We start from the raw sequence: 25,012 nt of genomic DNA on the forward strand, positions 1-25,012 counted from the left end.
TCAGGGGCGGCGGGCCGGACCCGCGCGCAGGGAGTGCCAGACGTGTTCGGCCGTCGTCAGGGACATCGCCGCGACGGGCGTGCTCAGGCCCATGGCCAGCTCCCGGTGCAGGCGCGAGCCGCCGTCGAGGAAGGCCAGCACGTCCCCGAGGCGGTTGGCCGCGAACAGCCCGGAGAAGAACTCCGCGCCCCGGACCCGGCCGGTGTCCAGGGCCCTCAGCATGACCGCGTCCATCACCAGGTGGCGGCGCCGGTGCGGCACCGGCGGCACGGGCACCCGCCCCTCCGCGAGCGCGCGGGCCACCGCCTCCGCCTGCCGCCGCACCCCGCTGAACGTGTAGCCGGTCGACGGCCGGGTGGCGCCCCCGGCCGTGCCCACCCGGAACACGCGGTTCCCGGCCCGGGTCCGGACCGGCGCGTCGGTCATCGGGATGACCCCCTGCTCCGCCGCCGTCACCTCCAGGCCGGACAGCCCGAGCAGGTCGCAGTACCGGCCGAGCGCGCGCTCGTACTCCTCGGTCGTGAGCGCCTCCCGGCCGAACTCCGTGTACTCCACCAGGGCCTCGCGCGAGGACAGGGGCAGCACGTAGCCGAAGGCGACCCCGTTCGCCGGCTGGGCCGGGCGCAGGTCCATCAGCACGGCCGCCCCGGGGTCGAAGGCGTCCCCGGGGGCGCGCACGAACCAGCCCCGGAAGTGCTGGAGCAGGTGGGTGCGCCCGCGCGGGGCGTCCCGGGGCGGCCGGGAGTCGAACACCCACTCCGCAGTGAGGGCCGCCGCCCCGCCGTCCGGCCGGTCCCCCTCGACCACCGCCTCCCCCCTCCCGTCCCGGACACCGGTCACCAGGAGCGGGAGCTGGTCCACGTGCTCGCCGGCCGTGGCGCGCACGTGCGCGTCCACGTCGGCCGACCGGAGCATCTTGTAGACGTAGGGCGCGGCCGGGGAGGAGTGGACCTCCCCGTCCGCCCCGACCACGGACAACCGGTCCCAGCGGGCGGCCAGCAGGCCGTCCCACGGCCCCCCGTCCGGTTCCCAGAAGCACCAGGTGCGCGGCGGCGGGGTGTGCGGACCCGGCGGCGGCTCCACGAGAGCGACACGCAGCGGACGGCCGCGCCGGTCGTTGATACCGCGGAGCCGGTGGGTCAGGGTGAGCCCAGCGGCTCCCCCGCCGATGATCGCCACGTCGTAGTCGGCCATGCCCCCAGCATGCCCCTCGGGGCCGCCGCGATCACGCGGACACCCAGCCACTCCGGGAGGGACCCTCTGGACACCACCACGCGGGCGATGAAGGACGGCCCGGTCACCGACGAGTTCGACCACGCCGCCGGGGCCTACGACCGGCTGGTCGCCGCCAACCCCGGCTACCACTCCCACCTGCGCGTCTCGGCGCGGAGGCTGGGGCTTCCCGACCGGGGGCACGGGCTGCGCCTCCTCGACCTGGGGTGCGGCACCGGGGCGTCGACCGCGGCCCTGCTGCGCGAGGCCCCGTCGGCCCGGATCGCGGGCGTGGACGCCTCCCGGGGGATGCTGGACGCCGCCCGGGGCAAGCCCTGGCCGGACTCGGTGTCCTTCCACCGGGGGCGGGCCGAGGAGCTGACGCCCGCGTGGGCCGAGGAGCACCTGGGCGGCCCCGCCGACGCGGTCTTCGGCGCGTACCTGGTCCGCAACTGCCCCGACCCCGACTCCCTGCTGGCCACGGCGCGCTCCCTGCTGAGGCCGGGCGGCAGGCTCGTCCTGCACGAGTACTCCGTGGCCGACTCGGCGTCCGCGCGGGCCGTGTGGACCGCGGTGTGCTGGGGGGCCGTCATCCCGGCGGGGCGGGTCCTGACCGGCCGCGCCGACCTGTTCCGCTACCTGTGGCGGAGCGTGCTGGAGTTCGACGGCCGCGGCGCCCTCCTGGAGCGCATGCGCCGCGCGGGCCTGGAGTCGGTGGCCAGCGCGCCGCTGCCGGGGTGGCAGTACGGGATCACGCACACGTTCGCGGGCAGGCGCCCCCTCGGGGAGGGGGCCGCCGATGGGCGCTGACCGCCCCGCGGACGTCCGGGACCCGCTGGCCGAGTCCGTGGCCCCCGCCCCGCCGTCCGGCCCCCGGCCGGGGGCCGCGCCCGCCGTTGCGGTGGTCGGGGGCGGCATCGCCGGGCTGGCCGCGGCGTGCGCCCTGGCCGAGCGCGACACGGACGTGGTGGTGTACGAGCGGGAGGACTCCCTGGGCGGGCGGCTGAGGGGATGGGGGACCACGCTCGGCGACGGGACCCCCGCCACCATGACCCGGGGCTTCCACGCGTTCTTCCGCCAGTACTACAACCTGCGCGGCCTGCTGCGGCGCGCCGACCCGGGCCTGGACGGGCTGGTCCCGCTCGCCGACTACCCGCTGGTGCACCGGGACGGGCCGCGCGACCGCTTCTCGGGCCTGCCGTCCTCCCCTCCGTGGAACGCCGCGGTCCTCGCCGCGACCAGCCCGAGCTTTCCGCCGCGCGACCTGGCCCGGGTCAACGTGCCCGCCGCCCTGCAGCTGCTGGACGTGGACGTGCCGGGCGTGTACGAGCGCCTCGACCACCTGAGCGCACGGGACCTGCTGACGGCGGTCCGCTTCCCGCCGAGGGCGCGGCACCTGGCGTTCGAGGTGTTCACCCGGAGCTTCTTCGCCGACCCGGGCCGGTTGTCGGCCGCCGAGCTGGCGGTGATGTTCCACCTGTACTTCCTCGGCTCGTCCGAGGGCCTGGTGTTCGACGTGCCGGCGTCGCCGTTCCCGCAGGCCCTGTGGGATCCGCTGGAGCACCGCCTGGCGGAGCTGGGCGTGCGCTTCCGGACCGGCGCCCCCGTCGAGGGGGTGCGGCCCGGCCGGGGACGCAGGTTCGCGGTGCGGTGCGGGCCGGACGGCGGTCCGGACGCGGAGTTCGACGGGGTGGTTCTGGCGGCCGACCCTCCCGGGGTCCGCCGCCTGGTCGCGGGGTCCCCGGACCTGGGGGACGCGGGGTGGCGGGACCGGCTGGCACGCCTGGAGTCCGCTCCCCCGTTCCTGGTGTCGCGTTACTGGCTCGACCGCCCCGTGCGACCGCACCGGCCCGCGTTCCTGGGGACCGCGGGGTACTCCGCGCTGGACAACGTGAGCGTGCTCGACCGGTACGAGGACGAGGCGCGCGGGTGGGCGCGGCGCACCGGCGGCTCCGTGGTGGAGCTGCACGCCTACGCCCTGCCCGAGGACGCCGACCCGGAGCGCGAGCGGGCGCGGCTGTGGGAGCAGGCGACGGCCGTCTACCCGGAACTGGGGGCCGCCGGGGTCGTGGACTCGCGGCACGAACTGCGCGCGGACTGCCCGCTGTTCGCCCCGGGGAGCTACCGCGACCGCTGCGGTGTGGCCACCCCCGATCCGTTCCTGGTCCTGGCGGGGGACCACGTGCGCACGGACCTGCCCGTGGCCCTGATGGAGCGCGCGGCGACCAGCGGCCTGCTGGCGGCCAACGCCCTGCTGGCCCGCTGGGGGCGGGAGGGGCACACCGTGTGGACGGTGCCCCGGCGGGGCCGTTCTGCTCCGCTGCGCTCGCTCGCGCGGTGGGCCCGGCACGCCCCGCGCTGACCCGGGCCGACCGGGGCCGGGGCCGGGGCCGGGAACCGCAGGTCGGGGACGGACACCCGGGGCGTGCGGGCGCCGCCGCCGGGCCCGGAGGCGGCGCCCGCACGCCGGACGCCCCGCCGCGCGGGGAAGCGGGGCCGGGGGGCTCAGCCGGGCCAGCGGCCGGAGGAGCGCAGGAGGTACCGGCGCTCCGCGTAGGCGAGGTCGTCGCGCCACAGGCGGCGCGCGGCCATGCGCATGGCGGGGCGCACGACCGCCCCCGCCACCCTGCGGGCCAGCGCGAACCCCACCCGGTCGGACGTCGCCACGGTGGCCTCGACGACCGCCGTGCGCGGCACGCCGCGGTCGTCGACGCCGAGCGGGGTGGCGTGGGTCTCCACCACGCTCCCCAGCCCCTCCCCCTCGATGACGCGCATGACCACGGTGCGCGGCTCGGGGCACGTGAACTCGGCGCGCACCGGCACCCCGAGGCGGCCCGCCACGCGGAACCCCACGTCGACCACCATGCGGTCCGGATCCGGGTCGGGTCCCTCCGGCACCTCGGTCACCGTCAGTCCCACGAACGAGTACGGGTGGAACCACGAGCCGTGCCAGGGGTCCAGCCGGTTGGCCACCACGTCCTCCGGCTCGCACCGCCCCGCCAGGCTCTCCACCGCCGCGATCGAGGCGGCCGCCGCCGGGCGTTCGGGGACGACCGGCGCATCGAGGGGCTCCTCCCCGCCCTCCCGGTCCAGGCGCACCCACACGAGGACCCCGTCGTCGTGCACCGGGTAGGGGCTCCACCCCGGAAATCCCTCGGCCCCCAGGGAGAGACCGTGCCAGCGGCACACCAGGCTCCCCCCGGTCACGGCGCCCCGGCAGAGCGGGGCCCCCAGGTGCGGGCACGCCCCCGGCCCAACGTGGGCGGCGCCGTCCGGGGTGCGCCAGGCCACGAGTTCGGCGCCGGCGACGACGCGGCCGAAGGGCCGGTCGGCCCGCACCTCGCTGCTGGCGGCCAGCACGAACCAGTTGCCGGACGGCCTGGCCAGGGCGCGCTTGAGAGCCGCCCCGATGACGGCGGGCGACCCCTCCCGCCAGGTGGGCCTCTGCCCGCTCCAGGCGACGGCGGGCATCCGGCGCAGCGGGATGCGCCGCGGTTCGGGGTCGGGAAGCGTCACGGGGTCCTCCTCCTGGTGGTGTCCGCAGCGCTCAGCCGGACCGGGGGCGCGGCACGGAGCGGGCGAGCAGGGAGCGTGCGAGGGCGGGTACGGCCGCGGCGACCTTGCGGGCGTCGGAGACCCGGTGGCGGGTGCTCCACACGTCGAAGTCGGCCGCGCTGATCTCGTCCAGGATCGCCCGGTAGAGCCGGAAGGCGGTGGCGACACACGGGCGGGACACCGGGGAGAGCATCGCGATGCCGGGTTCGGCCTCCCGGTAGATCCCCCGGTTGACCTCGACGAGGTCGGCCACGGCGGCACGGGCGCGCCGGTCGGGCGCCCGTACCCGCGCGCAGTGCTCCAGGAGTTCCCGGTCCACGCCGTGCGCCCCCAGGACGTCCGCGGGCAGGTAGACCCTGCCCCGTCCCAGGTCGTCCGCCACGTCGCGGAGGAAGTTGGTGAGCTGGAAGGCCTCGCCCAGCGCCGCCGCGTGCGGGGCGGCCTCCGCCCGGGGCGCCACCGTCCCCAGGACCGGCAGGACCTGGAGCCCGATGACCGCGGCCGAGCCGTACATGTACTCGCGCAGGTGCTCCAGGTCGCGGTAGCCGGTGACGTCCAGGTCCATGCGCATGGAGTCCATGAACGCGGTGAAGTAGCCGGCGGGCAGTCCGTAGCCCTCGACGGTGTGCGCCAGGGCGCGCAGCACGGGCTCCCGGGGCTCCCGGCCCGACAGCGCGCGCCCCAGGTCCGCGCCGACGGCGTCGAGCCGGCCCCGCAGGTCCGCGGCGGTGGCGCCCGGGGGCGGTTCGTCCACGATGTCGTCCACCCAGCGCGCGAACCCGTACAGCGCGTGCACCGCGGGTCGGCGCTCCGGCGGCAGGACCCTCGTCGCCGTGAAATAGGTGCGCCCGTGGCGCGCGTGCAGGTCGCGGCAGAGCAGGTAGTCCCCGCGCAGCCGGTCCGGGCCGATGCCGGCGGCGTCGAGTTCGGCGGTCGCGGTCCCCCTCATCGCCGCACTCCCCCCGCCAGCACCCGCGCGGCGGCGAGCTTCCCGGAGATCAGCACGGTCGGCAGGCCCACGCCCGGTCTGGTCCCGCAGCCCGCCAGCACCGCGTTGGAGGTGCCGGGGACGGTGTTGCCCGGGCGGAAGGGCCCCGTCTGCGCGAAGGTGTGCGAGAGGGAGAACGGGGTGCCGTGGGCCAGCCCCTGGCGCGCCCAGTCCGCCGGGGTGACGAGGTGCTCGGTCCGGACCGAGGCGTCCAGGCCGTCGAGGCCCCGCTCCTCCAGCGTCCGCACCAGGCTGTCCCGGTAGCGCGGCCCCTCCCGGTCCCAGTCGACGTCCCCCGCGGCGAGGTTCGGGGCCGGGGCGAGCACGTAGAGCAGGTGCCGCCCCTCCGGCGCCAGCGCGGGGTCGGTGCGGGTGGGCTGGGTGACGAGCAGGGAGGGGTCGCTCATGGTGCGCCCCTCCCGGATGATCTCCGAGAAGGTGCTCTCCCAGGCCGCGCCGAAGGAGATGGTGTGGTGCCCCAGGGCGTCCCAGGTGCGGTCGGTGCCCAGGTGGAGCACGACGGCGGAGGGCGAGTGGCGGATCCGGACCGGGCGGCGGGGCTCGTGGCCGAGAAGGCGGTGGGCGGCCGGCAGGTCGGCGGTGAGCACGACGTGGTCGCAGGCCAGGCGATCGCCCCCCTCGGTGATCACGGCGGTGACCCGGTCGCCGCTCCGCTCCAGCCGGGTGACGGCCTCCCCGTAGCGGACGGCGCCCCCGGCCTTCGTGAACGCCCCGGCCAGGGCGTCCCCGAGCGCGCGCATCCCTCCCCGGGGGAAGTACACCCCGGCGACCGTGTCCATGTAGGCGATGACGGCGTAGGCCGCCAGGGCGCGCTCCGGCGCCACCCCCGCGTACAGGGACTGGAAGGAGAAGATCCGCCGCAGGCGCTCGTCCCGGACGCGGCGCCCGACCGCCGGGGCCAGCCGGCCGAAGCCGCCCAGCGCCGCGAGCCGGAACAGGTCGGGCCGGACCAGGTCGAGCGGCGAGTCGCACCGCGCGTCGATGAACGAGCGCATCTCCACCCGGTACAGCCTCGTGAGCCAGTCCCGCAGCCGGAGGTAGCCCTCGGCCTCGCGCTCCCCGGCCACGCGCGCCACCTCGGCGGCCATGGCCTCGCGGTCGGTGTGCACGTCGATCACGGAGCCGTCGGCGAAGGCCGCCCGGTAGGCGGGGCTGAGCGGCACGAGGTCGAGCCTGTCCGCGGTGCTCTCGCCGACGGCGGCGAGCGCCTCGTCGAGGAGTTCGGGCATGGTGAGCACGGTGGGGCCGGTGTCGAGGCGGAAGCCGTCCAGGTCGAGCCGCCCGGCGCGCCCGCCCGGGTGCGGTTCGCGCTCCACGACGACGACCTCGCGCCCCGCCCCCCGCAGGTGCAGGGCGCAGGCCAGGCCGGAGAGCCCCGCGCCGACGACGACCACGCGTCCGGTCCCCGGGGCCGGTCCGCGTCCCGCCGCCCGGGTGCGGCCGCTCATACCGGGTCCGTCCCGGTCCGGGCGGCGAGTCCGCGCAGGCCCTCCAGGACGGCGGGGTCCAGGTCGAGCCCGTCCAGCCTGCCGGCCCCGCGTGCCGCCAGCTCCCGGCACCGGCCCCGCACCAGGTCGCGGGCGCCGAGCCGCTCCAGGGCGTCGGCGACCTCGGCGGGGTCGGCTCCGGCTCCGACACGGGAGAGCAGGTCGCTCGCGGCTGCGTCCCCCCGCTCCCCGGCCAGCCGCACGCCGGCCGCGAGGAGGAGCGTGCACTTGCCCTCGCTGATGTCCTCGCCCACGGGTTTGCCCGTCCGGGCGGTGTCGCCGTAGACGCCCAGGAGGTCGTCCCTGAGCTGGAAGGCGGTTCCGACGTCCCGTCCGTAGCCGCGCAGGGCGTCCACCGTGGCCCCGTCCGCCCCGGCCATGGCCGCGCCGAGGTGGAGGGGGCGCTCGACGCTGTAGGACGCCGTCTTGAGCAGGTTCATGCGCAGCGCGGTCCCCTCGGAGCGGTCGCGTCCGGCCTGGGCGCGGACGTCGAGGAACTGGCCCGCCATGATCTCGGTGCGCAGGCCCCGCCAGACCGCCCGTGCCCCGCGCGGCCGGGACAGGCCGTCCAGCGCCTCATCGAACATGTCGTCGGCCCAGACCAGCGCCAGGTCCCCCACCAGGACGGCGAGCGCCTCGCCGTACCGCCGGGGCTCTCCGCTGTGCCCGTTCTCCTCGTGCTCCGCCATGTGGCGGGCGTGGACCGAGGGCCTGCCCCGGCGGGTCGGCGACCCGTCCATCACGTCGTCGTGGACGAGGGCGCAGGTCTGGATGAGCTCCAGGGCCCCGCAGGCCTGGAGGGCGGAGCGGGCCCGCTCCCCGCCGGGGTTCCCGCCGCCGGCCGTCCACCCCCACCAGGCCAGCAGGGACCGCATCCGCTTGCCCCCTGCGAGGGTGAAGCGGACGGTCTCGCCCGCCAGGTCGCGGCCGAACCCCGCGTCGATGCCCTCCGACTCGCGGAGCCGCCGGTGGAGGTAGCGGCGCAGGGCGTCCTCCAGCGCCGCGCGGTGTCCCCCGACCGCGGCGTCGTGGCCTTCTCTGTGGGTGTTCAGGAGCGGATTGACGGCTTCCTCCCGGGGTCGTGCCTCCGGACTTCCCGAAATGACTCGTATTCTGTGAATCTTGTTAATCGAAATACTTCCCGAAGTGCGGCGTCCCAACCATGTCCGCCCCCGGGAACACGGCCGCCGACCGGGAGGGCCCCGGCACCGCGCCCCGTAGACTCACAGGGGAGATCGGACGAACCGATCACGCCAGCGCGAGAGAGAGACCATGGACGCCGTTCCGGCCGCACACTCCGACGGGCTCCTGGACGCCCGCGACGAGGATGCCGAGAGCCGGTCGCGAGGTGAACTCTACGAGTCCCTCCAGAGCGACGGGCAGCGACTCGCCGTGCGGCTGATCCGCCTGCTGCACCGCATGGCGGACAGCTCGGGCATGAACCCCACGGACTTCCAGTGCTACACGCTGCTGCGGGTCAGCGGTTCCATGACCCCCGGCGAGATCGCCGAGAGCCTCTGCCTGTCCACCGGCTCGGTGACCGGGGTCGTCGACCGGCTGGAGGCGCACGGGCTCGTGGAGCGCACCCGCCATCCGCGGGACCGACGCAAGGTCGCCGTCCGGCTGACCGCGGGAGCCGAGCGCCTGGCCGCCTCCACCGCCCCCGGCATGCGCGCCGCGATGACCGACCTGCACGCCGACTACACGCTGGAGGAGCTGACCGTGATCACGGGCTGGCTGGACCGCGTGGGCACCACCCTGGACGGCCTCACCGAGAGCCGCGGGTAGCCGCCTCCCCCGGGCACCGCACACGACATGCCGAGGATGTCGTGGACCCCGGTGCCCCGGAAGCCTCCCCGAGCACCGCAGGATGACATGGGGTGACATATCACCTCACCATGCGCGATGACGCTCAAAACACCAACACTCCGCGTTCACGCGGTTCCTTTGCGCCGGTGCGCTCCGCCCCTACCATCCCACGGAAACACGTCCGTGGCCGGAGGAGCTGCAGAGACCGGCCAGTCAACGGCGCACCCGTCCCACCGGGGCCGGGAAGGAGCCACCCATCTCATCCCTACGCCAATACATCCGACAACACACCAACCCCACCGTCTTCGGTGTGTCCGGCCTCGTCATCATCGCCTTCGTCGTCGCGGGCATCGTGGCCACCGACCCCCTCCTGTCAGCGGCGACGGCCACGCGCGACTGGATCGGCGAGAAGCTCGGCTGGATCTACGTCCTCGCGACGTCGCTCTTCCTCGGCATCGCGATCGTCCTCATGCTGAGCCGGTTCGGCTCCGTCCGGCTCGGCCCCGACGACTCCCGGCCCGAGTTCAACACCCTGGCGTGGTTCGCCATGCTCTTCACCACCGGGATGGGCATCGGCCTGGTGTTCTGGGGGGTCTCCGAGCCCATCCACCACCTGCACTCGCCCCGTGACGCGGAGTTCGTCACCCCGGAGGGGAGCCCCCCGCCCCCGGAGGCCGCGGGCGAGGCACTCGCCCTCAGCTACTTCCACTGGAGCTTCCACCCGTGGGCGATCTACATCGCCCTCGGCCTCTCCCTCGGCTACTTCGCCTTCCGCAAGGGCCTGCCGCTGCGCCCCGCGTCCGCCCTGTACCCCCTCCTGGGGGACAGGGCCTTCGGCTGGCCCGGCAACCTCGTGGACATCCTGGCCGTGTTCGGCACGATCTTCGGGCTGGCCACCTCCCTGGGCCTGGGCACCCTCCAGATCAACGGCGGCCTCAACCACGTCTTCGGCATCCCCTCGAACTCCCTGGTCCAGTCGGTGATCATCGTCGTGATCACGGGCATCGCCCTGCTGAGCGTGCTCTCCGGCATCGACAAGGGCATCCGCAGGCTCTCCGTCATCAACCTGTGGCTCGCGTTCGCGCTGCTGGTGATCGTCTTCCTGTTCGGGCCGAAGCTGTGGATCATCAGCATCACGACCACCGGGGCCGGGGAGTACCTCGGCAACCTCGTCCCCTGGAGCCTGTCCTTCCCCAGCCCCCTCGTGGACGAGCAGGCGGCGTCCTGGACGACGACCTGGCCCATCTTCTACTGGGGGTGGTGGATCTCCTGGGCCCCCTTCGTCGGCATCTTCCTCGCGCGCATCTCCTACGGGCGCACCATCCGCGAGTTCGTCCTGGGCGCGCTGTTCGCCCCCGTCCTCGTGTCCATCCTGTGGTTCGGCGTGTTCGGCGGGTCCGGGCTCTACTACGAGCTGTTCGGCGACGGCGGGCTCAACGAACTCGCGGAGGAGGACCGGGCCTTCCGCCTGATGGACCTGCTGCCCATGGGGGAGACCGTCGGGCTGGTCGTCTCCGTCCTCCTGATCCTCGTGGTGGCGGTCTTCTTCATCACCTCGTCCGACTCCGGATCGCTGGTCGTGGACACCCTCACCAGCGGCGGCGACCTGCGCCCGGTCAAGGCCCAGCGCGCCTTCTGGGCCATCAGCGAGGGCGCGGTCACGCTGATCCTGCTGGTCCTGGGCGGCACCAACGCCCTGTCCGCCCTCCAGGCGGCCTCGGTCGTGACGGGGCTGCCCTTCGCGGTCATCCTGCTGTTCATGGTCTGGGGCCTGGTCAAGGGGCTGGCCTCCGAACCGAAACCGGGGGCTCCGAAACAGTCCCGGGCGGAGGACCGGGGCTCCCAGAGCCCCGCCCGCCCCGACTGACCCCCTCACCGCAAGCGAAGAGAGGAGGCCCCTGTGGCTCCCCGAAAGTTCAACAACCCGTTCCACGGCGTGGTGGACATGATCAGCGAGATGAACCGGATCTCCGACAGCATGTCCTCGCTGGAGAGCGGGCAGGCGGGCGACAAGGAGCGCGGCTACTCGGACGCGTGGAGTCCCCCGACCGACATCCTGGCCCGGGGGAACGACCTCGTGCTCCGGTGCGAGATCGCCGGGGTGCACGAGGAGGGCGTGTCGGTGAGCTTCAACGACGGCATCCTCAGCATCAGCGGGGAGCGCCACCGCGACGAGGACGACGTCGTCTACTACACGTCCGAGCGCTTCATGGGCACGTTCCGCAGGAGGATCAGCCTGCCGGAGGGCGTCAAGGAGGAGGACATCGAGGCCTCCTACGCCGAGGGCCTGCTGGAGATCACGGTGCGCGGCGGGGCGAACGCCCGGGGCCCCAAGCGCATCACGGTGCGCAAGAGGGCGCCGAAGCGCCCCTGAGGCGGCGTCCGCGGCTCTTTCCGGGCCCGCGTCCGACGGGCTCCCGCGGCTCCGACCGCCGGCCCCGCCCCGCCGTGGCGGGGCGGGACCGCGCCGGCCGTCCTTCCGCGGGCCCGGGCGCCGGACGGGCGGCGGGGAACGCGCAGACTCCGGGAACCGAACGGCCCGCGGATCCGACACCAGGGGTGGACGGCCGCGGGAGCGCGGCCCGGAACCTGGAGCGAACACCCGTGAACCCGACCCGTACGTGGGCCGCCACCGCCCTCCTCGCCCTCTCCCTGACCGCCTGCGGAGGTCCCGCGGCCTCTCCCGACGCCACCGGCGCCGCCGACGAGGACGCCCCCTCCACGGCCGCCGCCACCGCCGCCGACTCCTTCGGGGTCACCGACCCCTGGGTCAAGGCCGCCACCGCCGACGACGGCATGACCGCCGTCTTCGGTGAGATCACCAACGGCTCGGACGCGGAGGTCACCATCGTCTCCGCCTCCCACGACGCCGCCGACACCGTCGAACTGCACGAGGTCGTCACCGAGGGCGCGGACTCCACCATGCGCGAGAAGGACGGCGGGTTCGTCGTCCCCGCCGGGGGCGGTCTCCCCCTGGAGCCCGGCGCCGACCACATCATGCTCATGGACCTCACCCGTGACCTGGAGCCGGGCGACGAGACCACCGTGACCGTGGAGTTCTCCGACGGCTCCACCGCCGAGTTCACCGCGCCCGTGAAGGAGTACGCCGGGGCGAACGAGGAGTACGAGGGCGGCGGTCACGGGGACGGGGGCCACTGATGCCGGAACGCGGTGCGGGCGCGGGGCCGCTGAGCCGCCGCCGCCTGATCCTGGGCGGGGCGGCGGGCCTCGGCGCGGCGGGGATCGCCGGAGCCGCGGCCGCCACGTGGGCCGGCCGGTCGGAGGGCGGCCCCGACCCGGCCGCGGACCCCCCGCTCCACGGCTCCAGGACCGTGCCCTTCCACGGCCCCCACCAGGCGGGGGTGGAGACCCCGCCCCAGGCGCACGGCACGTTCGTGGCGCTGGACCTGGGTCCGGAGGTCGACGCGGAGGGGGTCCGGCGGCTCATGCGGCTGCTCAGCGACGACGCCGCCCGCCTGGCCCGGGGCGAGCCCGCCCTGGCCGACACCGAGCCCGAGCTGGCGGAGGTCCCGGCCCGGCTCACCACCACGTTCGGGTTCGGACGGGGCCTGGTCGAACGCGTGGACCCCGGCGCCGTGCCGGACTGGCTGGAACCGCTGCCGGAGTTCGGCCACGACCGGCTCGACGCGGCGTGGGGCGAGGCGGACCTGCTGGTACAGGTGTGCGCGGACGATCCCCTCACGGTCTCGCACGCGGTGCGGATGCTCCTCAAGGACGCGCGGGCCTTCACCCGGCCCCGGTGGACCCAGAGCGGGTTCCGCCGGGCCCACGGGTCCCAGCCCGACGGCACGACCATGCGCAACCTGATGGGCCAGGTCGACGGCACCGTCAACCCCGAGCCGGGGACGGCGGACTTCGAGCACCTGGTGTGGGGCGGCGGCGGACCGGCATGGCTGGAGGGCGGCACGGGGCTGGTGATCCGGCGTATCGCCACCCACCTGGACACGTGGGACGAACTGGACCGGCCGGCCCGCGAGGCCGTCATCGGCCGCCGACTGGACAGCGGCGCGCCCCTGACGGGCGCGTCCGAGCACGACGAGGTGGACCTGGCGGCCGTCGACGCCACCGGGCTGACGGTCGTCCCGGCGTTCGCCCACGTGCGCAGGGCGGTCACCGGCGACCCGGAGGAGCGGATCTTCCGCCGCGCCTACAACTACGACATGCGCGGAACGGGCGGGGAGGAGGCCGGTCTGCTGTTCGCGGCGTTCCAGGCCGATCCCGTGCGCCAGTTCGTGCCCATCCAGCGGAGCCTGGACGAACTCGACCTGCTCAACGAGTGGGTGACCGCTGTGGGCTCGGCCGTGTTCGCCGTCCCGCCCGGCTGCGAGGAGGGGGGATACGTGGGGCAGGCCCTGCTGGAGGGCTGACCGGCGTCCCCCGTCCCCCGTCCGCGGACGGGGGACGGGGGACGGGGCGCTCCCTAGAAGACCCGGTCCGCCTCGTACGGGCCGATCACGGCGAGGGCCCGCGGCCGCGACAGCAGCTCGGCCGCCACCTCGGCCACGTCCGTGCCGGACACCGCGTCGAACAGCGCCAGGTCCTCGTCGATCGAGTAGTGGCGCGGCTTGTTGAGCTCGTGCGAGAGCAGCCGCCCCATCCGCGCGTTGGTGCCCTCGCTGCCGAGGACCAGGGAGCCCTGGATCTGGCCCTTGGCCCGGGTCAGCTCCTCGGCGGTGATCCCCGAGGCCGCCACCTTCTCCAGCTCGTCGCGGCACACGCCGATGACCTCGTCGGCCTTCTCCGGCAGGCAGCCCGCGTAGATCTGGAACATGCCGGTGTCGGCGTAGCCGGTCTGGTACGCGTGCACCGAGTACGCCAGGCCGCGCTTCTCCCGCACCTCCTGGAACAGGCGGGACGACATGCCGCCGCCCAGGGCGGCGCTGAGCAGCCGCAGCGCGTGCCAGCGCGGGTCGGTCCGGGTGATGCCCTCCGAACCCAGGATGATGTGCGCCTGCTCGGTGTCGCGCGGCTGCACCACGGTGCCGCCGTTCGTGGCGACCGGACCGGCCCCCGCACGCGGGCGGGCGGGGCGGGCGTCGCCCGCCGCGGCCAGCTGGTCGGCGAACATCGCCCGGACCTGCTCCACCACCTGGTCGTGGTCCAGGCTCCCGGCCGCCGTCACGATCAGCTCCCCGGGCACGTACACGTCCCGGTACTGCTCGGCGATCCGGTCCCGGGGCAGGGCGCGGATGGTGTCGGTGGTGCCCAGGATCGGGCGGCCCAGCGGGGTGTCCCCGTAGAAGTGCGCCGCGAAGACGTCGTCCACCAGGTCGGCGGGCTCGTCCTCGTACATGGCGATCTCCTCCAGGATCACGCCCCGCTCCGTCTCCACCTCCCCCTCGTCCAGCACCGAGTTCGCGACCATGTCACCGACGACGTCGATGGCCAGCGGAAGGTCGCGGTCCAACACCTTGGCGTAGTAGCAGGTGTGCTCCTTCGTGGTGTAGGCGTTGTGGTCGGCGCCCACACCGTCCAGCAGCGCGGAGATCTCCAGCGCCGACCGGGTCCGCGTCCCCTTGAACAGCAGGTGCTCCAGGAAGTGCGCCGACCCCGCGTGCGCGGAGTCCTCGTCGCGGGAGCCGGTGGTGGCCGAGATCCCGAACGCCGCGGACCGGCCACCCGGGATGTTCTCGGTGACCACGCGCAGGCCGCCGGGCAGGACCGTGCGGCGCACCAGGCCGGAACCGCCGTCGGGCTCCAGCAGCGTCACGGTCGTGCCCGGATCCTGCTCGGCGGCGATGGGGACAGAGCTCATGAATCCTTCTTCTTCGCGTCGGAACATCGGCGGCCGGGCCGCCGGGGGCCCAGCCGAGGATACGCGCCGGGGGCGGCCGCACCCGTGGTGCGACCGCCCCCGACACGCGTCAGTCAGGATCAGGTGTTCTCGGAACGCCCGCCCGAGCTGCGGCGGCGACGGCGACGGGGGGCGTCCCCGTCCTTGTCACCACCGTTGTCCTCGCCCTCGGGGGCCGTGTCGGCCTCGACCTCGGCCTCGACCGCCGGAGCGGCGGAGGCGGCCTCGGCCTCGACGACCTCGACCGGGACGAGCGAGAGCTTGCCGCGGTCGTCGATCTCGCGGATCTCGACCTGGATCTTCTCGCCGATGCCCATGACGTCGTCGAGGTTCTCGATCCGCTTGCCGCCGTGCAGCTTGCGGATCTGCGAGATGTGCAGCAGGCCGTCCTTGCCGGGCAGCAGCGACACGAACGCGCCGAACGTCGTGGTCTTGACGACGGTACCCAGGTACCGGTCGCCCACCTCGGGCATCGTCGGGTTCGCGATCTGGTTGATCGTGTCCCGGGCGGCCTCGGCGGACGGGCCGTCGGTGGCACCGATGTAGATGGTGCCGTCGTCCTCGATCGTGATCTCGGCGCCGGTGTCGTCCTGGATCGAGTTGATCATCTTGCCCTTCGGGCCGATGACCTCTCCGATCTTGTCCACCGGGACCTTGACGGTGAGGATGCGCGGAGCGTTCGGGCTCATCTCGGCCGGACGCTCGATCGCCTCCTGCATCACGTCGAGGATGGCCAGGCGGGCGCCGCGGGCCTGCTGGAGCGCGAGCGCCAGCTGCTCGGCGGGGATGCCGTCGAGCTTGGTGTCCAGCTGCAGGGCCGTGATGAGGTCACGGGTGCCGGCGACCTTGAAGTCCATGTCGCCCATGGCGTCCTCGGCGCCCAGGATGTCGGTGAGGGTGACGTACTCGTCGCCCTCGCTGATCAGTCCCATGGCGATGCCCGACACCATCTCCTTGAGGGGCACGCCGGCCGCCATCAGGGACATGGTGGACGCGCAGACCGAGCCCATCGAGGTGGAGCCGTTGGACCCGAGGGCCTCGGACACCTGGCGGATGGCGTAGGGGAACTCCTCGCGCGCCGGCAGCACCGGGAGCAGGGCGCGCTCGGCGAGGGCGCCGTGCCCGATCTCGCGCCGCTTGGGCGAGCCCACCCGGCCGGTCTCACCGGTGGAGTAGGGCGGGAAGTTGTAGTTGTGCATGTAGCGCTTGGTCTTGTCCGGGTTGAGCGTGTCAACCATCTGCTCCATGCGGAGCATGTTGAGCGTGGTGACACCCAGGATCTGGGTCTCGCCGCGCTCGAAGAGGGCGGAGCCGTGCACCCGCGGGAGGACGCCGACCTCGGCGCTCAGCCCGCGGATGTCCTTGGGGCCGCGGCCGTCGATGCGGACCTTCTCGCGCAGGACGCGCTCGCGCATGACCTGCTTGCTGAGCGAGCGGAAGGCGGCGCCGACCTCCTTCTCGCGACCCTCGAAGTCCTCCGCCAGCTTCTCGCCGGCGATGGCCTTGACGCGGTCCAGCTCGGCCTCGCGGTCCTGCTTGTCCGCGATGGTGAGCGCCTTGGAGAGCTCGTCGCGGACGGCGGCTTCGACGGCCGCGTACGCGTCGTCCTCGTAGTCGAGGAAGATCGGGAACTCGGTGACCTCGCGGCTCGCCTGGTCGGCGACGGCCTGCTGGGCCTTGCACAGCACCTTGATGAAGGGCTTGGCGGCCTCGAGGCCCTCGGAGACGGACTGCTCGTTGGGGCCGACGGCGCCCTCGGCGACCAGCTTCAGCGTCCGGGTGGTGGACTCGGCCTCCACCATCATGATCGCCACGTCGCCGTCCTCCAGGACGCGACCGGCGACCACCATGTCGAAGGTGGCGCCCTCCAGCTCGGCGTGGGTCGGGAAGCCCACCCACTGGCCGTCGATCAGGGCGACGCGCACGCCGCCGATCGGACCCGAGAAGGGGATGCCGGAGATCTGCGTGGACATCGAGGCCGCGTTGATGGCGACGACGTCGTACAGGTGCTCGGGGTGCAGGGCCAGGATCGTCTCGACGATCTGGATCTCGTTGCGCAGGCCCTTGCGGAACGACGGGCGCAGCGGCCGGTCGATCAGGCGGCAGGTGAGGATGGCGTCCTCGGAGGGACGTCCCTCGCGCCGGAAGAACGAGCCGGGGATGCGGCCCGCGGCGTACATGCGCTCCTCGACGTCCACCGTCAGGGGGAAGAAGTCGAGGTTCTCCTTGGGACGCTTCGAGGCGGTGGTGGCCGACAGGACGACGGTCTCGTCGTCCAGGTAGACCGTCGCCGATCCGGCGGCCTGGCGGGCCAGGCGACCGGTCTCGAAGCGGATGGTACGGGAGCCGAACTTGCCGTTGTCGATGACGGCTTCGGCCGAGTAAACGCCCTCCATGGGCGACCTCCTACTACTACACGTGTTCGCGTTCGTCGCGCCGGGCACGGGCGTGCCCCGGGCGCTTCGTTGTTCGTTTCCCGCGTCCGTGCCCCGGAGTTGATGACGGCCGGTCATCGATCGAAGCCCACGGCACGCCTGGGAGGCGCTGTCCGGGGACCACTACCGAGGACCGGCCTCGACTCTGGTGCCGAGGGAGGGGCGCGGGTGATCTCTGTGAAATTAGGCGGGCGGCGGTCTGTGACCGCCGTCGCGTCACACCTTACTAACAAAGCGGGAGCGGCCGAAGCCACTCCCGCCGTTCACACCTAGCGGCGCAGGCCCAGACGCTCGATCAGCGAGCGGTAGCGGGTGATGTCCTGCTTGGCGATGTACTTGAGGAGGCGGCGGCGACGACCGACCATCAGGAGCAGGCCACGACGGCTGTGGTGGTCGTGCTTGTGGTCCTTGAGGTGCTCGGTCAGCTCGGTGATGCGGTGCGTGAGCAGCGCGACCTGGACCTCGGGGGAACCGGTGTCACCCTCGGTGGTGGCGTACTCGGCGATGATCTTCTCTTTGGTGGCGGTGTCGATCGACACGTCGCTCCTTCGCTGGAAAGTCGGCACGCAGGGCGGATCCCGATACGTGACGGGGATCAGACGCGGTGACCGCGCGTGCGAACAGTCACCGTCGCGTGTGGTGCGCGCGGCCCTCCGCCGACGGCGTGGGCGCACCGCGCTCCCCACGGGTCGGTTCACCGGATCGTGACCGTCCGCGAGGCACACGTGGACGAACCCACCCTACCGCAGAGCACGAGGTGACGGGGCTGACCCGCGGGTGCGCCCCGTCTCCCCGCGCCCCTGTCAGGCCGCGCCGAGGACCTCGCGGCACCGGTCCACGTCCCGGCGCATGGCCACGATGAGCTCCTCGATGCTGTCGAAGCGCTCCTGGCCGCGGATGCGCGCGGTGAAGTCCACGGTCATCCGGACCCCGTACAGCTCCAGGTCGTCGCGGTCCAGGGCGTAGGACTCCACGGTCCGCTCCGCGCCGTCGAACGTGGGGTTGGTGCCCACGGAGATCGCGGCCGGCCAGCGCGTCTCGTGGCCGGCCACCGGCGTGACACGGCTCAGCCAGCCCGCGTAGACACCGTCCCCGGGGACCGCCGTGCCGGGCAGCAGGTCCATGTTGGCGGTGGGGAACCCCAGCAGCTCGCGTCCGCGCGCCGCCCCGTGGACGATCTCCCCCTCGACCCGGTGCGGGCGGCCGAGCAGCCCGGCCGCCTCGGCCACGGCCCCCTCGGCGAGCAGTGCGCGCACCCGCGTCGAGGTGATCGTCTCGCCGTCCGCGACGAGGGCGACCCCGTACGCGGTGAAGCCGAACCCGGCCCCGAGCGCGGCCAGCGCGGCGACGTCGCCCGCGGCGCGGTGCCCGAACCGGAAGTCCTCCCCCACGACCACGGCCGCGGCGTGCAGCCGGTCGACCAGCACCCGGCGCACGAACTCCTCGGGGGCGAGCGAGGACAGGTCCTTGGTGAACCCCAGGACGCACACGGCGTCGGCGCCGTACTCCCCGAGCAGCTCCACCCTCCGCTCCAGCGGGGTCAGCACCGGCGGGGCGGTCCCCGTCAGCACGGCCCGGGGGTGCGGGTCGAAGGTGACCACGACGACCGGGAGCCCGAGCTCGCGGCCGCGACCGACGGCGGCCTCCAGGATGGCCCGGTGGCCCCGGTGCACCCCGTCGAACACGCCGACCGCCACCACGGAGCGCCCCTGCCCGGAGGGGATGCCCTCCAGCCCGTCCCATCGCCGCACGTCCGGCTCCCCTGCTCGTCGTTCCTCATGGCTCCGCGCCGGGCCCCGCCGCCGGGGGCCGCGGGGCCTTCCGGAACCAAGGGTGCCACGCCGGGCGCACCGGCACCGACAGACCGGGGGTGTGGCCCGGCACACTCCCCCGCCGCGGAGGCGCCGCCCTTCTCAGCGACCACCCGAGTAGTGGTACGCGTCGGCCCTGCCCTGGATGTCGAGCACGGTGACCCGGCGCGCGGCCTCGTCGATCCGGTACCGCACGCGGTAGGAGGAGCGCCTGGCCACCCATTGCCCGGTGAAGGGGGCGTTCAGGGGTTTTCCCACGGCGCGGGGTTTCGTTCCGAGGTCACCGTCGACCAGCTCCCAGACCGCCGAGGCGATCTTGAGGGGGAGTTCGTCGGTGAGCGCCCGTCGCGCCGGTCGCGCGAGCACGAGGGCGTAGCGATCGCTCACCCGTTGTCCTCCCGACGGACCCTCTCGCGCATCAGGTCAGCCATCTCCGCCGCCGTCGTCACGTCCCCGGCCTCCAGGGACTCCTCGGCCTCCTTCAGCCTCCGCTGCTCCTCGGGGCTGCCCAGGAGGGCGAAGGTCTCCGTCATCGACTCGTAGTCGTCCACGGAGATCACCACGACGCTGGGCCTGCCGTTGCGGGTGATGGTGACGGCGTCGTGGGTTCTCTCGACCTCGTCGACGATCTTGGACAGGTGGTTCCTGGCTTCCGCCAGCGGCATCGTCGTCATGGCGTCAATGCTAGCCAACAGGCCATGAGCTGTACATGATTCACGCCAGAATTCCCTCTTTCGAGCCTTCCTGCTGTCCCAGCCGATGCACCGGGTTGGTGCGCGGGGAACTGGAGGAAGCGGGGCTGCGGCGGACGCGAGGGCCCGTGCGCGGCGCGTCCGGGCGGTGCGCCGCCCCTCCGCCGGCAGAGCGGGGTTGGCACACGCCTCCGCCACCGCTAACGTGCCCGGATGGCGATGATCGACACGGGAGACACCCGGCTCGCGTACGACGAGGCCGGCTCCGGGCCGGCGATCGTGTTCGTGCACGCCGGGGTCGGTGACCGGCGCATGTGGGACCACCAGTTCGCCGCCTTCTCGCGAACCCACCGGGTGGTCCGGTACGACTGGCGGGGCCACGGCGGTTCGGCCGACCACGAGGGGCCCGTCACCCACCACGAGGACCTGCTCGCCCTCATGGACGGGCTCGGCATCGGGCGCGCGACCCTCGTGGGCGCCTCCTACGGCGGCGCCTGCTGCGCGGACGCCGCGCTGGCCGCGCCCGACCGGGTCGAGTCCCTGGCCCTGGTGTGTCCGGGCCTGTCGGGGCACGAATGGCCCGAGGTGTTCGTCCGCGAGTCGCGGAAGATGGTCCTGGCCGCCGTCCCCCACGAGCGCCTGGAGGTGTACGCCGCCGGACGCGCGGAGCCCGACCCCGCGGACGTCGCCGCGATGGCGCAGGCCCAGGCCCGCTTCATGGTGCTGGGCCCCGGACGGGACCCCGAGGACATGCCGCCCGAGGCGTGGGACACGGTCCTCCTGATGCTGCGGGAGCTGTTCGCCCGCCGGTGGTCCGGGCCCGCCCTCACCACCCGTTGGCCAGGCAGGCCGTCCAAGGAGCGGCTCGGCGAGATCGCCGCGCCCGCGCTCGTGGTGAAGGGCCTGTCGGAGCCCGGCCCCGTCCGGGATGTGGCCGACCTGTACGCCGAGGGGATCCCCGGGGCACGCCTGCTGGAGATGCCGGAGACCGGACACCTTCCGTCCGTCGAGCGCCCGGCGGAGCTGACCGCCGCCCTCGCGGACCTCCTCGGCGTGTCCTGAGGCGCCCGGAGGGTCAGGCCGGCTCGAACACCACCAGGGGCTTCATGTGGTCCCTGCGGTTCTCCCCCAGCGCGATCACCCGGCCGTCGGGGGCGAACATGCCGACCGGCCCGGGGCCGAGCGAGCTCGGCCCGATCCGGTTCCCGTTCCGGACCAGGCGGGTCTCGTCGTCGGTGAGCATGCGCACCGGGAAGGCCACCGCGACCGCGCGGGCCAGCGGCACCTGCGTGAACTCCGCGGCCAGCTGGTCGAGCGTGCGGGCCTGCGACAGGTCGTAGGGCCCCACCCGCGTACGGCGCAGCGCGGTCAGGTGGCCTCCCACGCCCAGGTCCTCGCCCATGTCCCGGGCGAGTGCGCGGATGTAGGTGCCGCTGGAGCACGTGACGGAGGCGTCCACGTCCACGAAGACGCCGTCGGCGTCCTCCACCCTGCGGACGGCGGTGACCTCGAACCGCGCCACGGTGACCGTGCGGGGCCGGAGCACGACCTCCTTGCCCTCACGCGCCGACTTGTAGGCGCGCTTGCCGTCCACCTTGATCGCGCTGACCTGCGGCGGGACCTGCTGGATCTCACCGGTCAGCCGGGCGACCGCCACGTGCACGGCCTCGTCCCCGACCTCCGAGGCGTCGACCCGCGCACCGGGCTCCCCCTCCGCGTCGTCGGTGTTGGTCACCAGCCCCAGCCGGATGGTCGCCGCGTACTCCTTCTCGGTCAGCGTCAGGTGGCCGAGGAGCTTGGTGCCCTTCTCGATCCCCAGCACGAGGACCCCCGTGGCCATCGGGTCGAGGGTGCCCGCGTGGCCGACCCGGCGCGTGCGTGCCAGCCCGCGCGTCTTGGCGACCACGTCGTGCGAGGTCCAGTCGGCGGGCTTGTCGACGACGACGACGCCGCTCTCGGCCATGGCTCTCCTCGGAGCTTCTGGAGGGAAGGGGACGGCGGCGGCGCGACCGCGCCGCCGCCGGTGGTGCTGGAACGGGGAGGGAGGCTACTCGTCCTCGTCCTCGTCGTCCTCGCGGGGCGCCTTGTACGGGTCGGCCTCTCCCGCGTGCTTCGCGCCGGTCGCCTTTTCGGCCACCTCGGCGTCGGACTGGCGCGCCTTGACCAGCAGTTCCTCGATGTGCTGGGCGTTCTCCTGGACCTCGTCGATGACGAAGGCCAGGCTCGGCGTGTGCCGGATACCGGTCTGGCGCCCCACCTCGCTGCGGATGACGCCCTTGGCGCTCTCCAGAGCGGCGGCGGAGGCGGCCTTCTCCTCCGGGCTGCCGAACACCGTGTAGTACACCGTGGCGTCCCGCAGGTCGGCGGTGATGCGCGCGTCGGTCACGGTGACGAATCCCAGGCGCGGGTCCTTGATCCTCCGGTCCAGCATCTCGGCGACGATGCGCTGGATGCGGTCGGCGATCTTCCGCGCGCGTGCGGCGTCAACCATCGTCAGTCTTCCTCTTCGTTGAAGAGCCGCTGCCTGGCGGAGAGCAGCTCCAGTTCGGGACGTCCCGCGACGAAACGTTCGCAGGTGTCCATCAGGTCACGGGCGTGCGCCGCCGTCGGCGCGACCACCGCCACGCCGACCTTGGCCCGTCGGTACAGGTCGTGGTCCCCGACCTCGGCCACCGAGACGGAGAACTTGCGGCGCAGTTCGGCGATCACCGGCCGGACCAGCGAGCGCTTCTGTTTGAGCGAGTGGACGTCACCGAGAAGGACGTCCAGGGTCAGCGACCCGACGTACAAATGATCACCTGTGGTGTTGTGGGGAAAGAGTGTGGGACCCCGGCCACACGGCCGGGGCCCCTTCGGATCAGACTCCGCGAGGGTCAGTCGCGGGACTTCTCCTGCATCTCGTAGGTCTCGATGACGTCAGCGATACGGATGTCGTTGTAGCCGACACCGATACCGCACTCGAAGCCCTCGCGGACCTCGGTCGCGTCGTCCTTGAACCGCCGCAGGGACTCCACGGTGAGGTTCTCGGAGATGACAACCCCTTCGCGGATGATCCGTGCCTTGGTGTTGCGGCGGATGAGGCCGCTACGGACGATCGAGCCCGCGATGTTGCCGATCTTCGGAACCTTGAAGACCTCGCGGACCTCGGCGCTGCCGAGCTGGACTTCCTCGTAGACCGGCTTGAGGAGGCCCTTGACCGCGGCCTCGACCTCGTCGATGGCCTGGTAGATCACCGAGTAGTACCGGATGTCGACGCCCATGCGATCGGCCAGCTCGCTGTTCTTGCCCTCGGGCCGAACGTTGAAGCCGATGATGATCGCGTCGGCGGACGACGCCAGGTTGATGTCGTTCTGCGTGATCGCACCGACACCGCGGCCGATGACGCGGATGTTGACCTCGTCGCCACCCGAGTCGATCTTGAGGAGCGACTCCTCCAGCGCCTCGACCGAACCGGACATGTCGCCCTTGATGAGGAGGAGCAGCTCGGAGCGCTCACCCTCCTTGAGGGCGTCCTGCCAGGTCTCGAACGTGACGCGGCGGGCCGAACGCGCCTGCTGGGCGAAGCGCTCGCGCGCCTCGCGCTGCTGGGCGATCTGACGTGCCACCCGGTCGTCCTTGACGACCAGGAAGCTGTCGCCGGCGCTGGGAACGTTGGTCAGACCCACCACCTGCACCGGACGGGACGGCTCGGCGCTCTGCACGTTGTTGCCGTGCTCGTCGAGCATGGCGCGCACGCGGCCGTAGGCGTCGCCGCAGACGATCGAGTCGCCGACGTTGAGCGTGCCCCTCTGGACCAGCACCGTGGCCATGGAACCGCGACCGCGGTCCAGGTAGGCCTCGATGGCCAGACCCTGGGCGTCCATGTCCGGGTTGGCGGTCAGGTCGAGCGAGGCGTCGGAGGTCAGCACGATCGACTCGAGCAGGCCGTCGATGTTGTCGCCCTTGAGCGCGGAGATGTCCACGAACTGGACGTCGCCGCCGTACTCCTCGGCGACCAGGCCGTACTCGGTGAGCTGCGCACGGACCCGCTGCGGGTCGGCGCCCTCGACGTCGATCTTGTTGACCGCGACCACGATCGGCACCTCGGCCGCCTTGGCGTGGTCGATGGCCTCGGCCGTCTGCGGCTTGACGCCGTCGTCGGCCGCGACCACCAGGACCGCGATGTCGGTGACCTTCGCACCGCGGGCACGCATGGCGGTGAACGCCTCGTGGCCCGGGGTGTCGATGAAGGTGAGCCTGCGCTCCTCGCCGTCCACCTCGGTGGCGACCTGGTAGGCGCCGATGTGCTGGGTGATACCGCCGGCCTCGCCGCTGACGACGTTGGTCTTGCGGATGGTGTCCAGCAGTCGGGTCTTACCGTGGTCGACGTGGCCCATGACGGTGACCACGGGCGGACGGGGACGCAGGTCCTCGGCCGTGCCGTCGTCCTCGCCGAACTCGATGGAGAAGGACTCCAGCAGCTCGCGGTCCTCGTCCTCGGGACTGACGACCTCGATGCGGTAGCTGAGCTCCTCGCCCAGCAGCTGGAGCGACTCGTCGGGCAGCGACTGGGTCGCGGTGACCATCTCACCCAGGTGCATCATGACCTGGACGAGCGACGCCGGGTTGACGTCGATCTTGTCACCGAAGTCCGACAGCGAGGCGCCGCGGGACAGGCGGATGACCTGGTTGTTGCCGCTCGGGATCTTGACGCCGCCGAAGGACGGTGCCTGGAGGTCGTTGAACTCCTGGCGCCGCTGCTTCTTGGACTTGCGGGCACGCCCGGGACGACCGCCCGGACGGCCGAACGCACCGGCGGTTCCGCCGCCGCGACCACGACCGCCGCCGCCGGGGCGACCGCCGAAGCCGCCCGGACGACCGCCGCCGGCACCGCCGCCGCCACCGGGACGCGGACCCGCACCCGCGGGGGCTCCCCCGCGACCGCCGCCACCGCCGCCACCGCCCGGACGACCGCCGCCGGCACCGCCACGACCGCCGCCCGCGGGCGAGGCCGGACGGGACGAGGGCATGTTCATGGGACTGGGACGCGGACCGCCGGGACGGGGTCCGCCGGCGTCGCCGCCGGGACGCGGAGGTCCGCCTGCGGGACCGCCCGGACGCGGAGCGCCGGCGCCGGGAGCGGCACGCGGGGCGCGCTGGTCGCCGCCGCCCTGCGGGCCCAGGTCGTAGAGCAGGCCCGCCCCGGCC

General features: G+C 73.5%; 23 protein-coding genes. 8 read left to right on the forward strand and 15 right to left on the reverse strand.

What is annotated here, in order from left to right:
* A complete protein-coding gene (locus ACFQBR_RS32015; RefSeq protein WP_344183969.1) occupies window positions 1-1,194 on the reverse strand; it encodes a lycopene cyclase family protein in 1,194 nt (397 codons plus the stop codon).
* An 87-nt stretch (window positions 1,195-1,281) separates the two neighbouring features.
* Here ACFQBR_RS32015 and ACFQBR_RS32020 point away from each other — a divergent pair, with 87 nt between their 5' ends.
* Together ACFQBR_RS32020 and ACFQBR_RS32025 are read left to right on the forward strand one after the other, a co-directional pair.
* Complete coding sequence (locus tag ACFQBR_RS32020) at window positions 1,282-2,022, forward strand: class I SAM-dependent methyltransferase (RefSeq protein WP_344183968.1); 741 nt, start codon at window positions 1,282-1,284, stop codon at window positions 2,020-2,022.
* Entirely contained in the window at window positions 2,012-3,574 is a 1,563-nt protein-coding gene (locus ACFQBR_RS32025) for an FAD-dependent oxidoreductase (protein WP_344183967.1), read from the forward strand. Before ACFQBR_RS32020 ends, ACFQBR_RS32025 begins: the two co-directional genes overlap by 11 nt.
* A gap of 143 nt (window positions 3,575-3,717) precedes the next feature.
* On the opposite strand, the gene ACFQBR_RS32030 is transcribed toward ACFQBR_RS32025, so the two are convergent.
* Genes ACFQBR_RS32030 through ACFQBR_RS32045 form a run of 4 tightly spaced genes read right to left on the reverse strand, consistent with a single transcriptional unit; the run spans window position 3,718 to window position 8,315 of the window.
* A complete protein-coding gene (locus ACFQBR_RS32030; RefSeq protein WP_352986063.1) occupies window positions 3,718-4,728 on the reverse strand; it encodes a DUF5914 domain-containing protein in 1,011 nt (336 codons plus the stop codon).
* A gap of 31 nt (window positions 4,729-4,759) precedes the next feature.
* Window positions 4,760-5,716, reverse strand: a complete 957-nt coding sequence (locus ACFQBR_RS32035) for a phytoene/squalene synthase family protein (protein WP_344184463.1) — start codon at window positions 5,714-5,716, stop codon at window positions 4,760-4,762.
* Entirely contained in the window at window positions 5,713-7,224 is a 1,512-nt protein-coding gene (crtI, locus tag ACFQBR_RS32040; protein WP_344184462.1) for a phytoene desaturase family protein, read from the reverse strand. Before crtI ends, ACFQBR_RS32035 begins: the two co-directional genes overlap by 4 nt.
* Window positions 7,221-8,315, reverse strand: a complete 1,095-nt coding sequence (locus ACFQBR_RS32045) for a polyprenyl synthetase family protein (protein ID WP_344184465.1) — start codon at window positions 8,313-8,315, stop codon at window positions 7,221-7,223. Before ACFQBR_RS32045 ends, crtI begins: the two co-directional genes overlap by 4 nt.
* 220 nt (window positions 8,316-8,535) lie before the next feature.
* Between ACFQBR_RS32045 and ACFQBR_RS32050 the strand changes: the two genes are divergently transcribed.
* The 5 genes from ACFQBR_RS32050 to ACFQBR_RS32070 all read left to right on the forward strand — a co-directional run bounded on the left by ACFQBR_RS32050 (window position 8,536) and on the right by ACFQBR_RS32070 (window position 13,460).
* A complete protein-coding gene (locus ACFQBR_RS32050) occupies window positions 8,536-9,051 on the forward strand; it encodes a MarR family winged helix-turn-helix transcriptional regulator (protein WP_344184461.1) in 516 nt (171 codons plus the stop codon).
* Between the two features lie 331 nt (window positions 9,052-9,382).
* The gene (locus ACFQBR_RS32055; protein WP_344184460.1) at window positions 9,383-10,939 is read left to right on the forward strand and encodes a BCCT family transporter; all 1,557 of its coding nucleotides are present in this window, start codon (window positions 9,383-9,385) and stop codon (window positions 10,937-10,939) included.
* 33 nt (window positions 10,940-10,972) lie between these two features.
* On the forward strand, window positions 10,973-11,446 hold the full coding sequence (locus ACFQBR_RS32060; protein WP_267948457.1) for an Hsp20/alpha crystallin family protein: 474 nt from the start codon (window positions 10,973-10,975) through the stop codon (window positions 11,444-11,446).
* A 230-nt stretch (window positions 11,447-11,676) separates the two neighbouring features.
* Window positions 11,677-12,231: a copper chaperone PCu(A)C gene (locus ACFQBR_RS32065; RefSeq protein WP_267948456.1), complete on the forward strand. Its 555-nt coding sequence runs from the start codon at window positions 11,677-11,679 to the stop codon at window positions 12,229-12,231.
* Window positions 12,231-13,460, forward strand: coding sequence for a Dyp-type peroxidase (locus tag ACFQBR_RS32070; protein WP_344184459.1), 1,230 nt, complete (start codon window positions 12,231-12,233; stop codon window positions 13,458-13,460). Before ACFQBR_RS32065 ends, ACFQBR_RS32070 begins: the two co-directional genes overlap by 1 nt.
* Window positions 13,461-13,513: 53 nt before the next feature.
* Here ACFQBR_RS32070 and ACFQBR_RS32075 read toward each other — a convergent pair whose 3' ends face one another.
* From ACFQBR_RS32075 to ACFQBR_RS32100, 6 genes are all read right to left on the reverse strand, one after another.
* Window positions 13,514-14,848, reverse strand: coding sequence for a M16 family metallopeptidase (locus ACFQBR_RS32075; protein ID WP_267948454.1), 1,335 nt, complete (start codon window positions 14,846-14,848; stop codon window positions 13,514-13,516).
* Between the two features lie 119 nt (window positions 14,849-14,967).
* Window positions 14,968-17,283, reverse strand: a complete 2,316-nt coding sequence (locus tag ACFQBR_RS32080) for a polyribonucleotide nucleotidyltransferase (RefSeq protein WP_267948453.1) — start codon at window positions 17,281-17,283, stop codon at window positions 14,968-14,970.
* Window positions 17,284-17,591: 308 nt separating this feature from the next.
* Window positions 17,592-17,861: a 30S ribosomal protein S15 gene (rpsO, locus tag ACFQBR_RS32085; protein ID WP_267948452.1), complete on the reverse strand. Its 270-nt coding sequence runs from the start codon at window positions 17,859-17,861 to the stop codon at window positions 17,592-17,594.
* Between the two features lie 264 nt (window positions 17,862-18,125).
* Window positions 18,126-19,073, reverse strand: a complete 948-nt coding sequence (locus ACFQBR_RS32090) for a bifunctional riboflavin kinase/FAD synthetase (protein ID WP_344184458.1) — start codon at window positions 19,071-19,073, stop codon at window positions 18,126-18,128.
* A gap of 162 nt (window positions 19,074-19,235) precedes the next feature.
* Window positions 19,236-19,520, reverse strand: a complete 285-nt coding sequence (locus ACFQBR_RS32095; protein ID WP_344184457.1) for a type II toxin-antitoxin system RelE family toxin — start codon at window positions 19,518-19,520, stop codon at window positions 19,236-19,238.
* The gene (locus tag ACFQBR_RS32100) at window positions 19,517-19,807 is read right to left on the reverse strand and encodes a type II toxin-antitoxin system Phd/YefM family antitoxin (protein WP_344184456.1); all 291 of its coding nucleotides are present in this window, start codon (window positions 19,805-19,807) and stop codon (window positions 19,517-19,519) included. The genes ACFQBR_RS32095 and ACFQBR_RS32100 overlap by 4 nt, the downstream gene beginning before the upstream one ends.
* A gap of 231 nt (window positions 19,808-20,038) precedes the next feature.
* Here ACFQBR_RS32100 and ACFQBR_RS32105 point away from each other — a divergent pair, with 231 nt between their 5' ends.
* On the forward strand, window positions 20,039-20,887 hold the full coding sequence (locus ACFQBR_RS32105; RefSeq protein ID WP_344184455.1) for an alpha/beta fold hydrolase: 849 nt from the start codon (window positions 20,039-20,041) through the stop codon (window positions 20,885-20,887).
* 13 nt (window positions 20,888-20,900) lie between these two features.
* Here ACFQBR_RS32105 and truB read toward each other — a convergent pair whose 3' ends face one another.
* From truB to infB, 4 genes are all read right to left on the reverse strand, one after another.
* On the reverse strand, window positions 20,901-21,788 hold the full coding sequence (truB, locus tag ACFQBR_RS32110; protein ID WP_344184454.1) for a tRNA pseudouridine(55) synthase TruB: 888 nt from the start codon (window positions 21,786-21,788) through the stop codon (window positions 20,901-20,903).
* An 84-nt stretch (window positions 21,789-21,872) separates the two neighbouring features.
* Window positions 21,873-22,316 carry a 30S ribosome-binding factor RbfA gene (rbfA, locus tag ACFQBR_RS32115; RefSeq protein WP_267948446.1) on the reverse strand — a complete coding sequence of 148 codons (444 nt, stop codon included), beginning with the start codon at window positions 22,314-22,316 and terminating at the stop codon, window positions 21,873-21,875.
* Window positions 22,317-22,318: 2 nt separating this feature from the next.
* On the reverse strand, window positions 22,319-22,615 hold the full coding sequence (locus tag ACFQBR_RS32120) for a DUF503 domain-containing protein (RefSeq protein ID WP_267948445.1): 297 nt from the start codon (window positions 22,613-22,615) through the stop codon (window positions 22,319-22,321).
* Between the two features lie 83 nt (window positions 22,616-22,698).
* Window positions 22,699-25,012 (reverse strand): translation initiation factor IF-2 (gene infB / locus ACFQBR_RS32125; RefSeq protein ID WP_378554945.1); only part of this gene is annotated, 2,314 nt, incomplete at its 5' end.

The organism is Nocardiopsis tropica (genome assembly GCF_042660575.1).
Taxonomy (GTDB): Bacteria; Actinomycetota; Actinomycetes; order Streptosporangiales; family Streptosporangiaceae; genus Nocardiopsis; species Nocardiopsis tropica.